12 protein-coding genes are annotated in these 13,292 nt (G+C 36.9%); 8 read left to right on the top strand and 4 right to left on the bottom strand.

Annotated features, from left to right (window positions below; translation table 11 throughout):
- Positions 1-108 precede the first annotated feature (108 nt).
- Positions 109-858 (top strand): SDR family oxidoreductase, encoded by a 750-nt coding sequence (locus LQ226_RS04050; RefSeq protein ID WP_231416545.1) that lies wholly within the window; start codon positions 109-111, stop codon positions 856-858.
- A gap of 36 nt (positions 859-894) precedes the next feature.
- Here LQ226_RS04050 and LQ226_RS04045 read toward each other — a convergent pair whose 3' ends face one another.
- Both LQ226_RS04045 and LQ226_RS04040 read right to left on the bottom strand, forming a co-directional pair.
- Positions 895-1,167, bottom strand: a complete 273-nt coding sequence (locus tag LQ226_RS04045) for an acylphosphatase (protein WP_231416544.1) — start codon at positions 1,165-1,167, stop codon at positions 895-897.
- Positions 1,168-1,235: 68 nt separating this feature from the next.
- Positions 1,236-1,481 (bottom strand): transcriptional regulator SplA domain-containing protein, encoded by a 246-nt coding sequence (locus tag LQ226_RS04040; protein ID WP_231416543.1) that lies wholly within the window; start codon positions 1,479-1,481, stop codon positions 1,236-1,238.
- Between the two features lie 213 nt (positions 1,482-1,694).
- On the opposite strand from LQ226_RS04040, the gene LQ226_RS04035 reads away from it, so the two are divergent.
- Positions 1,695-2,534, top strand: a complete 840-nt coding sequence (locus LQ226_RS04035; protein ID WP_231416542.1) for an alpha/beta hydrolase — start codon at positions 1,695-1,697, stop codon at positions 2,532-2,534.
- Positions 2,535-2,962: 428 nt separating this feature from the next.
- Positions 2,963-4,018 (top strand): class I SAM-dependent methyltransferase, encoded by a 1,056-nt coding sequence (locus LQ226_RS04030; RefSeq protein ID WP_231416541.1) that lies wholly within the window; start codon positions 2,963-2,965, stop codon positions 4,016-4,018.
- 212 nt (positions 4,019-4,230) lie between these two features.
- Here the strand turns inward: LQ226_RS04030 and LQ226_RS04025 are convergent, their stop codons facing one another.
- Entirely contained in the window at positions 4,231-4,635 is a 405-nt protein-coding gene (locus LQ226_RS04025) for a hypothetical protein (protein ID WP_231416540.1), read from the bottom strand.
- A 145-nt stretch (positions 4,636-4,780) separates the two neighbouring features.
- Here LQ226_RS04025 and LQ226_RS04020 point away from each other — a divergent pair, with 145 nt between their 5' ends.
- Positions 4,781-5,692 carry an ABC transporter ATP-binding protein gene (locus LQ226_RS04020; protein WP_231416539.1) on the top strand — a complete coding sequence of 304 codons (912 nt, stop codon included), beginning with the start codon at positions 4,781-4,783 and terminating at the stop codon, positions 5,690-5,692.
- Entirely contained in the window at positions 5,689-6,495 is an 807-nt protein-coding gene (locus tag LQ226_RS04015) for an ABC transporter permease subunit (RefSeq protein ID WP_231416538.1), read from the top strand. The genes LQ226_RS04020 and LQ226_RS04015 overlap by 4 nt, the downstream gene beginning before the upstream one ends.
- A gap of 73 nt (positions 6,496-6,568) precedes the next feature.
- Here LQ226_RS04015 and LQ226_RS04010 read toward each other — a convergent pair whose 3' ends face one another.
- Positions 6,569-7,666, bottom strand: a complete 1,098-nt coding sequence (locus LQ226_RS04010; RefSeq protein ID WP_231416537.1) for a tyrosine-type recombinase/integrase — start codon at positions 7,664-7,666, stop codon at positions 6,569-6,571.
- 175 nt (positions 7,667-7,841) lie between these two features.
- Between LQ226_RS04010 and LQ226_RS04005 the strand changes: the two genes are divergently transcribed.
- The 3 genes from LQ226_RS04005 (at position 7,842) to LQ226_RS03995 (ending at position 13,291) form a co-directional block, all read left to right on the top strand.
- Positions 7,842-8,780 (top strand): helix-turn-helix domain-containing protein, encoded by a 939-nt coding sequence (locus LQ226_RS04005; protein ID WP_231416536.1) that lies wholly within the window; start codon positions 7,842-7,844, stop codon positions 8,778-8,780.
- A gap of 65 nt (positions 8,781-8,845) precedes the next feature.
- Positions 8,846-9,481 carry a nucleoside deaminase gene (locus tag LQ226_RS04000; RefSeq protein ID WP_231416535.1) on the top strand — a complete coding sequence of 212 codons (636 nt, stop codon included), beginning with the start codon at positions 8,846-8,848 and terminating at the stop codon, positions 9,479-9,481.
- 141 nt (positions 9,482-9,622) lie between these two features.
- Positions 9,623-13,291 (top strand): dynamin family protein, encoded by a 3,669-nt coding sequence (locus tag LQ226_RS03995; protein ID WP_231416534.1) that lies wholly within the window; start codon positions 9,623-9,625, stop codon positions 13,289-13,291.
- Position 13,292: the final 1 nt, after the last annotated feature.

Below are 13,292 nucleotides of genomic sequence, written 5' to 3'. Positions count from 1 at the left end.
ATACAATCAATAGATTTATCCAATGTGCTCATAGATCCATCAGATTGAATATTTTTTGTGCGAGAGGGAATGGTGACTAAGTAACCAACAATAGAGGAGGGCTTTTACATGACAGAATTAAAAGGAAAAACAGCGGTAATTACAGGTGCAAGTAGTGGTATAGGTGAATCCATAGCTCAACATTTCGCGAGTGAAGGTGTCAATGTTGTGTTAGCAGCTCGCCGTGAAGACCGTTTACACAATCTGGCGGATTCCTTAAAGAGTAATCATGATATTCAGGTTAAAGTTGTACAAACTGACGTAACCAAGCAAGAAGATATGGAACGATTAGTAAAAGAAACAAAAGATGAATTTAAGACAGTGGACTACTTTGTAAATAATGCAGGTGTAATGCTCCTTTCTTTCTTAAAGAATGATAAAGTAGATGAGTGGGAAAAAATGATTGATGTGAATGTTAAAGGGGTTTTATTTGGCATCCATGCCTCTTTACCTACAATGCTTGAACAAGAAAGTGGCCATATTATTAACGTATCATCAGTTGCAGGCCATGAAGTGTTCCCATCTAGTACGGTATACAGCGCTACTAAATACGCTGTAAAAGCTTTATCTCAAGGCATGGAGAAAGAGCTTTCAAAAACGGGTGTTCGAGTAACCAATATTTCTCCAGGTGCCGTTTCTACTGAACTTCCTGAGCACATTACCGATGAAGAAGTATTAGAGATGTTCAAGGATAGAGGGGACCGTATTACGTTAGAAGCTGATGATATTGCCCGTTCTGTTGTTTATGCGGCATCACAGCCTAACTATGTGAATGTAAACGAAGTAATCGTTCGACCAATGCAGAAGAAAAGTAAATAAAAAGAAAATGCTGCCCTCTTGTGGGCAGCATTTTTATTACCGAATTTCAAACGTCGAATACGTTTCAGTTGGAGCGAGTTCTTCTATTGTAAAATCGGATATCTTTGCGTATGGGCTAGGTCCATGCTTAATGGCTTCAGTAAATGATTGTATCTTTTCTTCATCACCCTGGGCATCTATTTCAACCGTACCATTCGATTTATTCTTCACCCAACCATACACGTCACATTCATGAGCTTTCTGTTGAGCTGAATACCTAAATCCAACTCCTTGTACCCGACCTTCTATAATCATATGAACCCTCTTCATCTAAATCACCTCATATCTGTAAGCTAATAGAACCATTTCCTTTTATGAGGTGGTTTAAACTAAGATCATCAGCTTTGTTCTCCGTAAATTTCATCATAAGCGGCTTGGGCAGCCTCTTCGCTAGTGAAAAGGGCATCATTTTCTTCAATTAGATGATAAGTTTCATGTAAAAATAGGGCGTTTTGTTCAGGGTTATGAGGATGAGGTACGATCTCAGCTTGCTTAATATTCATCACTGTAGGTGTGTGTGGATTCCTGTAGAGTACAAACACTTCATCTCCAGATTTTATCTCTTTAGGGTCAATCATATCCATAACTATCCCACCTTTCATGTAGTTATATATAGTTTATATAGAAGAGGGAAATCTACTCATACAATTTAGAAGCTAAATTTTTCTAATGTTATTAGTTAACATAATGTGATTATGGTTTACTAATTTCCGGAAGAGTTTACAGAGTTGTATTTAGGGTAATTTTTTAACGTTACATCCAGTTTTACTATGTTACATAGTGAGAGGGGTTACCTTATGAATGAGGAAAATCTATATACCTTTAAAGCTCGGGACCAAACCTATCTTCAGTACTATTTTTATGGGGAGAATAGTAAAGAGAAACCTACAATTGTTTTTATACATGGAATCACTGCAGAATTGCATCACATTCAACAATTTGCCTTAAAAATTAAAACTGAAGTAAATGTAATTATTCCACTATTACGAGGCTATGATCCGACACTAAAAAGGGGAGATCTATATTACATTGGTCAATACGACGATGACTTAGAGGATTTGGAAATATATCTTAGAGAGGGAGGGATCCACAATCTATATTGGGTCGGTCACTCAATGGGGTGTGGCAATTTATATAGGTATTTAGAAAAAGGATGTAGCAAAGGTACGGGGATTATTTTCTTATCACCATTTTTTCATCCTTCATTACCGGTTTATAGATTCAATCAACAGTCAGATCAAGAAGAAGATCAGTTGTTTGAAGTAAAGTTTTACAAATCGATTATCCTTTACACACTTCATCGCTTTAAAATAGGCTTGTTAAATAGAGCAAAGATTGCTACCATCCCTGACGATTTTCACCAAGATCGAAAGCTTACTCTAAGTTTTCGACTATTATTTTCTCGTTTTCCAGTGGAAAATAATCTTAAATCATTACACAATTCCAAGCTACCACTGTTTATGATGATTGGAGAAGAAGATGAGATAACAGATTCTTCAAAAATGTGTGATTTATGGAGAGATATAACAAATCACCCCTTTACTGTCGAGCAAGGAGAAGATCATAATTCTATAATTTCAAGTGACAATACCATTATAAAAGTTAAAAATTGGATAAAAGATATTCAAGAAAGTTGAATTACGTTATCATAAAAATATTATGTTAACTTAATTGCTACCTATTGAAACTTAGTAGTAACTCCGATATTAAAAACAATATGATCACACCATTCGCTATGCAGCTAAACTCAATATAAATAAGAGCTCTAACACAGGAAGGAAAGCTAAAAGAATTAAATTTAAAACGTGGGGAAGCTATTTTGATAACTTTGCCACGTTTTTGACGTTATCAAATACTTGGAGAATTATCAAAAAGCTAATTGTGTATATGAAGAAATTTCTGACAATAATAGGTGCCAATGATCTAAGTATGATTAATCATGGTAACTTTATCATACTTAGTAGTAACTCCGAATAATAAAAAAACAAATCGTTCAACAAACAATTGGAAGCGCTTTCAAAATCGGTTATAATGAGACAAATTCAGTTTATGGAGAGGGGACAAAATGATGGAGAATACATTAGACCTACCAAAAGACAAGAAGCCTTATTCTGAAAATGATTTGGGAAGAACAGATATACTTCCTAGTTATAGAGTAGATCTTAGAAACTATAATGAAAAAGAGTATAACAAGTTTGTTAAAATGAATCGAATTAACAATTGGGCAATGGTGAGCTGGAAGGAAGTAGGAAGACCATTTGAAGTAAAAAAGTATTCCAGTGATCGGCTATTGTATGAAAAAGAAAAAGGGAAGGAAATAAGACCATTCACATCATGGAAGTACTTTAACAAAGCGTTTCATGAATGGTTTATTAAGGATGTTCCCACAGAGATGAAAGAGCAGAAGCAAGCATTCATAGCAAGTCTAAAAACCTTTAACCCTAATCAAATTAGAAAGACCATAGGAGAACTAGCTAAAATACAATTATGGAATTATGCTCACCGAATACAAGATGGAGTGTGGGATCCGAGAGGAAAAAGAGCTCTATTTGAAGGTTTAGACATTTCTAAGCCGCGGATTTTATTTCTCGGGGCAGCTGAAGGCTATGAGGCCATGCAGCTTGCAGCAATGTATCCTGGTGCTGAGATTACTATGGTTGATTACGATGAATATTGCAAGAGTACTCGTTTTGAAGAATTCCCGAAAACGTATCCTTTTTTAGGGGAAAATCAATCAACAGGCCATCAGAAAGTTTATTATAAAGATGATTTCACAATCGATTATGTAGTCGATGATATCAGGAATCTGCCATATGGAAAGGAATTTGATATCGTTTTATCTGTAGGCTTATTAGAACATTTTCCTGATGCCTACAAGCCTGAAGTCATGGAATGGCATCGGAAATTTTTAAAACCTAATGGGTATGCAATTATGACGACACCAAGGAAGCAGTTACGTTCTAAGCTTTACTATAACGTTATGGCAGATGTGATGAATCATACGTACCGTGAACTAATGACAATAGAACAAATGGGATTGTACGTATATGAAAATGGCTTTGATATAAAACAACACGGATATATAAAAGTTCACAATGGAATTGTTGCCAAACCGAGATAAAAAAAATCCACCCTTTAGGGTGGATTTTTAAGTTTCTATAAAGCGTATGAGGTACGAGCAAACTTGAGCGCAATGAACCAACTAATACTTAGTAGCAACTCCGAACAATAAAAAATATAAAAACCAAACAAACATGATAACAAAAATTCAAAGATAAAGGTGAATATATTAATATCTACTAAATTTTCAAACATTTTTATCTGGATAGTTATTTATTCATTTATAGGATAATCCATTAAGTCAATTTCTTCTCCTACACGCATAGCCATTGCTTGATTACGTTCTCGAGCGACGGGTTTGGCTCGTGATTTCTCGGAAACTTGAATGGATCCTTTATTTAGAAGCTGTTTAATTTCTATAAAAAATGTTGGAGCACCATCATCTTTTAGTGATCCACTTAATACGCGTAAGTTATTGTTAGAGGCTCTTGTAACTTCTGAATCCTGCCATACTATAGCACCGTCATACATATCATCATTGTAAAGGTCTGCAAAATTCATCGCTTCAATAATTGCTTCTACGGAAGTATGGTAAGCATTCGGGCTGCCAATGTATGTTTTAAGTTGTCCATCATATACAAGGGGACGATAAACAATCGATGTATGATTCGAGGTCATTTCTTCCATCCTTTAACTTGTTGTTAGTGTTAGTATGTTCCTTTACTCAAAACCTATACATTCTACACAAGATTAAATTGACAGACTAAGAGGGGAAGCTTACGATTGTGATAAGTAACAGGGTGCATAAGATTGGGGGATTAGTATGATTTTTGTTGAAAACGTTACAAAAACGTTCTCTAATGGTAAAGGAATCTTTGATGTTTCATTTACAGTAGAGGAAGGAGATATATTTGGTTTTCTCGGTCCTAATGGTGCTGGTAAATCTACAACAATACGACAACTGATGGGATTTATGAAGCCTGATAATGGAAAACTCTTCATTTCTAAATACGACTGTTGGAAAGATACTTCTACCATACAGAAATTTGTTGGTTACCTTCCTGGTGAAATTGCCCTTATTGAGAAGATGAAAGGGAATGATTTTCTTAATATGCTAGAAGAGATGAAGGGATTCAGAGGTACCTCAAGAAAGGATGCACTGATCGATCGTTTTCAATTTGATCCATCCGTTCAGATTCGCAAAATGTCGAAAGGGATGAAGCAGAAGGTGGGGATCGTGGCCGCATTTATGCACGATCCTTCTCTTTATATATTAGATGAACCAACATCGGGGCTTGACCCATTTATGCAAAAGGAGTTCCTGGATTTGTTGGGTGAAGAACAAGGTAGAGGAAAAACCATTTTAATGAGCTCGCACTATTTCCCTGAAGTAGAGCGTACATGCAATCGAGCATCCATCATTAAAGAAGGGAAAATCGTTCGGACAGATTCTATGAGAGACCTGCGTTCTTTGCAGACAAAGAAAATTGAAGTTGCGTTTAAAGATGAACAAGAAGCATGCGCTTATGCAGATCACTACCCTGATCAAGTAGAAAGCAGGTCCGGCAATCGAATCGTAATTCCGATAAAGGGAACGTATGAAGCTTTCATAGCTTCCCTTCAAGGGCGTTCCGTCACCAATATGGAGGTAGAAACTCAAACCCTCGAAGAAGTTTTTATGGATATTTATGATCAAAACCATACACCTTCCGACTTGAAGGGGGATGAACAATGAGTCTATATTTAAGAATGTTGCGACTCCATTTAATGAGTATTACAGCCTTTTCTTTTATATCAGCCCTTTATATGCTCTTAATTATTTGGATCTTCCCCACATTTGCAGATAAAATGGATGTTATGAATGAATTAATATCAAGTATGCCTGCTGGTTTCATACAGGCCTTTGGTTTAGAAGCTGGAATGGGAAGTCTTGGAGAGTTTTTATCGAGCAAATACTATGAGATGATTTATATTATCATCTTATCGATTTATAGTATTACAATTACAAATCAATTAATCGCTCAGTTTATAGACCGTGGCTCTATGGCTTATTTACTGGCTACACCTTTTTCAAGAACGAAAGTAGCTCTTATTCAGTTTTCGGTATTCCTTACTGGTTTACTTGTTATAATGATCGTTACAACAGTTACCGGTTTATGGGGGCAAAATAGTTTAATTTTGAGCACCAATCAAATGGATGTTCAAGCATTCATAGAAGTCAATCTACTGGGTACCTTGTTGTTTTTTGCTATTGGAAGCATTAATTTTCTTTTGTCCTGTTCTTTCAATGACGAAAAAAGGGCTTTGGGGTTAGCATCCTTTGTAATCTTTCTTATGTATGGGTTTGATATCGTTGCAAAATTAACGGAGAAATTAAGTTGGTTAGAGTACGCTTCCATTTTCTCGTTCTTCCAGGCAAGTGACATATTAAGAAGTGGGTCAGCTTCTGTCTATTCTTATATAGGTTTAATCATTATTGGATTGATCACTCTTAGTGCTTCAATTTGGATCTTTAAGAAAAGGGACCTTCCTTTATAGGATTACAACCTTTATCACCTTTCGTTAAAAAAGCGCCTAGCTTATGCTGGGCGCTTTTTGTTTATAGAAAAAATTATTTCATAAAATGACCGCCTATCTTAACAGCGGCATGATCCTTGAATTTCCGCTTGCGACGTAGGTAATTGTCTGTTGTAGAAGAAGATTCATGATCAAGTAAATCTTGAATGGCTTTTAAATCAGCACCTTTGGATAAATAATAAGCAGCTGTATAATGCCTGCACGTATGTGGAGTGATTTTGAATTTAATTGGATTTGATGTTTTGGCATAACGTTCTTGGCGATCTAAGCGTTGTTGTATAAATGGAAATACATGTCGTAGCCTTTCGATCTGTTTTGTAAATTCATTACTTAAGTATTTGAAGTTATAGTGTTCACCGTTTGGTTTAGGGAATAAAGGGGTTTCATCACCATCCAACGTCCCGGAAAAACCTCGCCTCATTCTGAACTCACTAATTACCTCTAGGACCTCATCAAATAGAGGAACCTCCCGCAACTTGCTTCGTTTCCCAATAACAGAAACAAAATGAAGTCCAACATCAGGCTGATAGAAAATTTCCGACCACTTAGCTTCTGTAAATTCTTGAATACGGAGTCCAGTCGAAACCAATGTATACAACATTGTATACATGTAAAAATCGTTCTTTTGGAAGTATTTCAGAAGCTCTTCAACTTCTTCCTCATAAAAGTCTCTATTTACAAGTTGTTCTTTCTTTACGGATATTCGTTTCATACTTTTTGTAAGATCATTGTTTACGATATCCCGATTATGTAAATAAGATAAGAATTGACTTACAACTGTACTTTTGCGACGTAGCGTGGTTGGGCGATAAGAGAGGCTTTCTAAGTGCAGTTGAAAACGTCCTAAATCTTCATGGTGAATAGTTTGAATCGTATGGCCTTGCTCTCGTATGTACTCAATAAACTGACGAATATCACGGAAGTACTCCTTAAGCGTAGAGGTTTTACGACGAGAACCGAGTGTAGGATCATCATGTAGAAATAAATAAAGAAGTAATTCATCCGGAACGTCTTGCCAGGGAATATCCCTAAATCCGATTTGAATAATTTTATGGTACAAATCAGGAGAACTCCAATCGATGTGTTGAGATGTAATCTGTTGCATGGAATGTATGGTTATTTGATTATTCATAATATTCTCCCTCTATAATAGAATTACAAAACCAAAAGTTTCTATCTAAACCATAACATATGATATTGTAATAAACCTAGAAAAATTGCTTATTATTCTATATTCAATAACAAAAACATAAATTATAATGGATTAGATTAGTATTTTATATTTTTGTTAGAGAGGGAGCGATTAGATGTATCTATCAATTGAGCAAGTAGCCAAAAAATTACATAAATCAGAGAGGCAAGTTCGATACATGATTCAGCAAGAGCGAATCATGCCTGTGAATCCAGATACTTACAAAAGAGATGGTGGTTATCGATTTAAGGAAGAAGAGATCTACGCTATTCAACGAATGGATGAAGCGAATGGCTTGAGTGTTAAGGATGCAGCGAAACGCGCGGGCATTACACCTCAGTACTTAATGCAGTTTGTGAAAAAAGGGGACGTACAAAGTTTTATTAAAGTGATCGGGAAACAAAAGAGACGGTTCTTTAAATTGGAAGAAATTGAACGATTTAAAGACCGCTTACAGGAACGAACTGTGTCGAATCGAGAAGGGGATTATGGGGCTAAGGTGCAACTAATTTCGCGAGAAGTCCGTATTTTTGATAAAATCCGTGTGAACGGCGTCATGGCGCGGGTTATAAGCACATCGCCTCTTAAAGTTTTGATGAATAATGGGAAAGAGATCCATATAAGGGAATCCATACAAGGTGAGGGGGATTGGCCAGATAGAAATTATATAAAATACAAAGGGTTTGCAGAATTATCCATACCCATTCCGCGTAACATGGATCACCCGGTTTATGACTTGTTATACAAAATGATTCACCAACTTGGGAAAAGGAACATACAGATCTATGAAACAAATCTTGGAGATTATTATGTTCGCTGTCGATTAGGAGAATTGAACATTACAGAAGAAGAGTATCACCTCTTGCTTCGTTATAAAGAGAAAGGAGAAATTGATTATAACCGCCTAACAGGTCAGGCTCTGCTGCTGTCAGGTATTTCTACGGTTACAATTGATCTTCCAACTAATATTGTAAAACGATATCAACAGGAGTCTGAAGACATTGGCCTGAAAATGGAAGAGGTCATGATAAAAGCCCTGCGCCGATATTTGTGAATGGGGGCAGGATATTAGACCTATTTAGTCAAAATACTTACTAGATAATAAAAAGGGGGGAGTTTATGTTTTGGAATGAACTATCCAAGGAATGGAAGCTTTGCTTTGAACTAGCCTGGGACTCCTATAAAGAAGGATCCAAGCCAATTGCTGCTTTAATTACAAACGAGAAAGGAGAAATCATTTCAACAGGAAAGTGTGCTGTCCATTCACAGCTAGCAGGTGAATGTATTAGTTGTAATGAAATTGCTCATGCAGAAATAAATGCACTCTTACAAATCGATAACCGAGTACATACATATCGGGCTCCTTACACTCTTTATTCCACACTTGAACCTTGCCCGCTCTGCATGAGTGCGTTGTATATGTCAGGTATAAAGAACTTAAAATATGCGGCTAAAGATACCTATGGGGGAAGTGAGAATCTTTTAGGCGCCACCCCTTATCTTAGTCGTAAGCAAATAAGAGTAGAAGGCCCTGTAGCAAGTATTGAAGAAGTATCTATCATCTTAAATGCGGTTTTTGACATCGAACATAACCCTGACAAATTATTTTTTGTGGAAGATATGAAATACCAATATCCTGAAGCCATAACCATTGCGGAAGAGCTTGCTAAAACGGGGGCTTTACGACTGAACAAACATTTACCTTTTGAACTAGCATTTGATTTAATTTTGCGAACTTTTTTAGTGATTGATTAGCTCGTTTTTTCAATTGTTTTAGTATTGGAGCCGGGTGCATCCTTGATGATGTGGTGTATACCTGGCTTTTTTGCGTGAACAGAAATGGAAGAGATGTTAAAATCATGTTAAGACTGTCAAAAGAGGACCGCTTTAAGTACAATGAAGAAAGATCAGCTTAGTAAAGGAGTTACCGGAATCATGACAACAGAACAGTACCAAGATTCGTTACACCCATTAGCTAGTCTATATAAACAATTTATGATGTATGAAGCGCACGTAACTGCAAAGAAAGCGCTTGATTTATTAGAAAAGCAGCAAAACCAAGAACTTGTTATTGGATTTGCTGGTCATTTCTCGGCAGGTAAATCAACGATGATTAATACACTTCTTGGTGAGGAACTTTTGCCCTCAAGTCCAATTCCGACCAGCGCCAACCTTGTTAAAGTGAAAAAGGGGGAGGGGTATGCGCGTGTTTACTTTAATGAAGAAGATCCGGTTGAATACCTTGAACCATATGATATAGAACGGATTCAACAGTTTTGCAAAGACGGCGATTCAATTAAAGAACTAGAATTGGCGAAAAAAGACTCTCATTTACCTGAAAATGTTAGCATACTGGATACTCCTGGGATCGATTCATCCAATGATGCTGACCGGATCATGACCGAATCAGCTCTTCATATTGTTGACGCACTGTTTTATGTGATGGACTATAATCACGTTCAATCTGAGGTGAATTTAGCTTTTTTATCTGAAATGCAAGAAAGAGGGAAGCCCCTTTATATTGTAGTGAATCAAATTGATAAACACGACGAAGCTGAACTAAATTTTTCATCATTCAAAGATAGTGTTTATGAGTCTCTACGTAATTGGGGTATTGAAGCTGAGGCTGTATATTTCACAACTCTCATCAGTCCTGAACATTCTAATAATCAATTTGAAATGGTAAGAGCCACATTGGAAAATTTAATGGAAGAGAAAGGTTCTTTCATACAACAAACTATAACTCATTCCATGGATACACTAATTAAAGAGTACATTCAACTGCAAAATGAAAATACAAGAGAAGAGCGAGAGTCCCTTACTAACTTAATCAATACGTACAATAGTGATAAAAATCAAACCTCTTTGACGGAGGAAATCACTGAAGCAGAAGCTCTTCCAGATAAGGCAGAGGACTCTTTGCGAGAGAGGATTGATCAGTCCTTACGTAATGCAACCCTAATGCCTTATGAGGTAAGGGAAAAAGCTCGTTCCTTTATTGAATCTCAACAATCAGGTTTTAAAGTGGGGGTTTTCTTCACAAAAGCAAAAACTGAGGAAGCCCAGAAACTAAGGTTGGAACAATTTCATGTCGATCTGTCTGAACAGGCTAAGGCAAAGCTAGAGTGGCCTGTAAGAAAAGCGCTCGTGGAAACAGCAAAATCGTATAATATAACGGACGAGGCCATATTGCAACGTTTTGAGAATTTCTCCTTCTCTTTTTCGTCTCAGGTGCTTCAAGATGCTATACAAAAAGGAGCAGGATCCGGAGGGGATTATGTTCTCCAATACTCAGAAGATGTATCTAGAGAAATAAAGCGACTCGCAAAAAGCGAGGCACTCAAGTTGTGGGAGGATGCTTCAGGATATTTAGATAAGGAAAAAGAGTATCAACTTGAAGAGCTTAAAGCAGAACAGGCCTCTAAAGAACAATTTACGTACTATAAAGAGAAGCTAAATTCCATTGAAGAAGATATTCACAACAAGAATAAAAACCTCAAGGAAATCCAAACTGGCAACCGGGACCTAGAGGGTGCGCTCGATGATGCGACTGCAGCTTTATTTAAACAAGAGCAGCAGGTACGCAAAAATGTAAAGCTCCCTGCAAAAGAAGTTGCAAATAAGGAGAAGGTTCAATCAATCGAAGAGAACTTAAGCGCTCAGCAAGAAATGGACTATACAGTAGAGGAAACCATGAAACGACTAAACGAAACATCGGAAGCATTACAGCCATTACCCGGATTCGAAACATTGCAGCAAGATTTAGTGGAGAGAAAACAGCGACTTCAGTCCAGACATTATACTGTGGCTTTATTTGGGGCATTTTCAGCTGGGAAATCTTCGTTTGCCAATGCTTTATTAGGGGAAGGTGTATTACCCGTTTCTCCTAATCCTACAACAGCAACCATAAATAAGATCCTCCCGGTATCAGAACACTTTCCGCATGGAAGCGTTCGTGTCAAAGTAAAAGAAAACTCAGATTTGAAAGAGGACTTATCTTACGCAACGGATCAGTATAGCGATCAATTCCAAACAATTGAACAATTGGTGGATTGGATAGAAGAAGACCATAGTCGAATCTCTTTCATTACACCCGATCAAAAAAGATGGTCTTTCCTCCATGCTGTAGTGAATGGGTACACATACATGAAGAATCACTTTGGAGGAACTCTGGAAGTTGGGATCGATGAATTTAAAGAATTTGTCGCAAATGAAGAAAGGTCTTGCTTCATAGAATGGATGGAATTGTATTATGATTGCAATATCACAAGAGAAGGGATTACATTGGTGGACACACCAGGAGCTGACTCTGTGAACGCGCGTCATACGGAAACTTCTTTCGAGTATATTAAGGAAGCGGATGCCATACTGTTTGTAACCTATTATAATCATGCCTTTTCTGGTGCAGACCGCGACTTTCTTCTTCAGCTAGGTCGAGTGAAGGATGCTTTTAGTATGGATAAGATGTTCTTTATTGTAAATGCTGCTGATCTTGCGAAAACGAAAGATGAACTTAATCTCGTAACGGATTATGTGAAGGAACAATTACTTCAGTACGGAATTCGTATGCCGCGTTTATTCCCGGTTTCTAGTAAAATGGCGCTTGAAGAGCAATCAGGAGAAACAAAAATGGAAACCGTAACCGGGGAATCAGGGATTCATGATTTTGAGGTATCCTTCCAAGAATTCATCAATCAAGAACTCGTGACACTGCTTATTAATGCTGCTTTTTCTGACATGGAACGTGCAAAGAATACGATTGAGCAATATATTCGTACCGCTTCATTAGACCAAAGAGAAAAAGAAGAGAAGAAAAACCAATACCAAAGAGAAAAGGATGATCTTTTAACTCAAATTAATCATTCTGAGAAAGTCCGTTACCGAAAAAGTATTGAAAACAAGATTACGAAACAAACCTATTATGTTCAAGAGCGCCTATCCTTAGCCTTCTCTGATTTATTCAAACAATCATTTAACCCTGCAGTTATAAAAGGCAGTGGCAAAGAAGCAAAAGCAGCTTTAGAGAAAAGCTTTAATCAATTAAAAGAAACTATGGAACATGAACTTCTTCAGGAGTTAAGGGCTGTAACGATTCGGCTAGAAACTTTTACAAACAGCATAGCGAAAGAATGGAAAGAAGATCTTGAAGAGAAATGTAATCGAGATATTGCATCTATTTCATTTCCTTATTTAGATGATGGGAAGATTGATACCCCGTCGATCCAGAAACATCTTACAATCACGGTTAAAGATAAAGAAGTCGAACGTGCTCTTGGTATGTTTAAGAACACGAAAACGTTCTTCGAACAAAATGAAAAAGAACAAATGAAAGACGTTCTGTATGGAAATATAAAACCGAAAATAGATACCGCTATCACCGCAAATACTGAGTCTATGATTCGTTATTATCTTTCAGAATGGGATAGAGCCACAGAAGCTTACCAGGAGAAAGTGAAGAGAAGCATTGAAGAATACTACGAAGGATTAATGAACTCACTTAAAGACGACGTCAATCTTGATGTATTAAAGAATACAAAGGAACAGATTGAACAATCTATTCTTTAGT

Origin of the sequence: Pontibacillus sp. HN14 (genome assembly GCF_021129245.1) — a bacterium.
GTDB lineage: Bacteria > Bacillota > Bacilli > Bacillales > BH030062 > Pontibacillus.
Note: the sequence above shows the minus strand (reverse complement) of the source record. Positions and strands in the feature narration are given on the sequence as shown.

Excerpts from the sequence above, each read along its gene's own strand:
- LQ226_RS04050 (WP_231416545.1), top strand. The coding sequence starts at position 109 with ATGACAGAATTAAAAGGAAAAACAGCGGTAATTACAGGTGCAAGTAGT.
- LQ226_RS04045 (WP_231416544.1), bottom strand. The coding sequence starts at position 1,167 with ATGAAGAGGGTTCATATGATTATAGAAGGTCGGGTACAAGGAGTTGGA.
- LQ226_RS04040 (WP_231416543.1), bottom strand. The coding sequence starts at position 1,481 with ATGGATATGATTGACCCTAAAGAGATAAAATCTGGAGATGAAGTGTTT.
- LQ226_RS04035 (WP_231416542.1), top strand. The coding sequence starts at position 1,695 with ATGAATGAGGAAAATCTATATACCTTTAAAGCTCGGGACCAAACCTAT.
- LQ226_RS04030 (WP_231416541.1), top strand. The coding sequence starts at position 2,963 with ATGATGGAGAATACATTAGACCTACCAAAAGACAAGAAGCCTTATTCT.
- LQ226_RS04025 (WP_231416540.1), bottom strand. The coding sequence starts at position 4,635 with ATGACCTCGAATCATACATCGATTGTTTATCGTCCCCTTGTATATGAT.
- LQ226_RS04020 (WP_231416539.1), top strand. The coding sequence starts at position 4,781 with ATGATTTTTGTTGAAAACGTTACAAAAACGTTCTCTAATGGTAAAGGA.
- LQ226_RS04015 (WP_231416538.1), top strand. The coding sequence starts at position 5,689 with ATGAGTCTATATTTAAGAATGTTGCGACTCCATTTAATGAGTATTACA.
- LQ226_RS04010 (WP_231416537.1), bottom strand. The coding sequence starts at position 7,666 with ATGAATAATCAAATAACCATACATTCCATGCAACAGATTACATCTCAA.
- LQ226_RS04005 (WP_231416536.1), top strand. The coding sequence starts at position 7,842 with ATGTATCTATCAATTGAGCAAGTAGCCAAAAAATTACATAAATCAGAG.
- LQ226_RS04000 (WP_231416535.1), top strand. The coding sequence starts at position 8,846 with ATGTTTTGGAATGAACTATCCAAGGAATGGAAGCTTTGCTTTGAACTA.
- LQ226_RS03995 (WP_231416534.1), top strand. The coding sequence starts at position 9,623 with ATGAAGAAAGATCAGCTTAGTAAAGGAGTTACCGGAATCATGACAACA.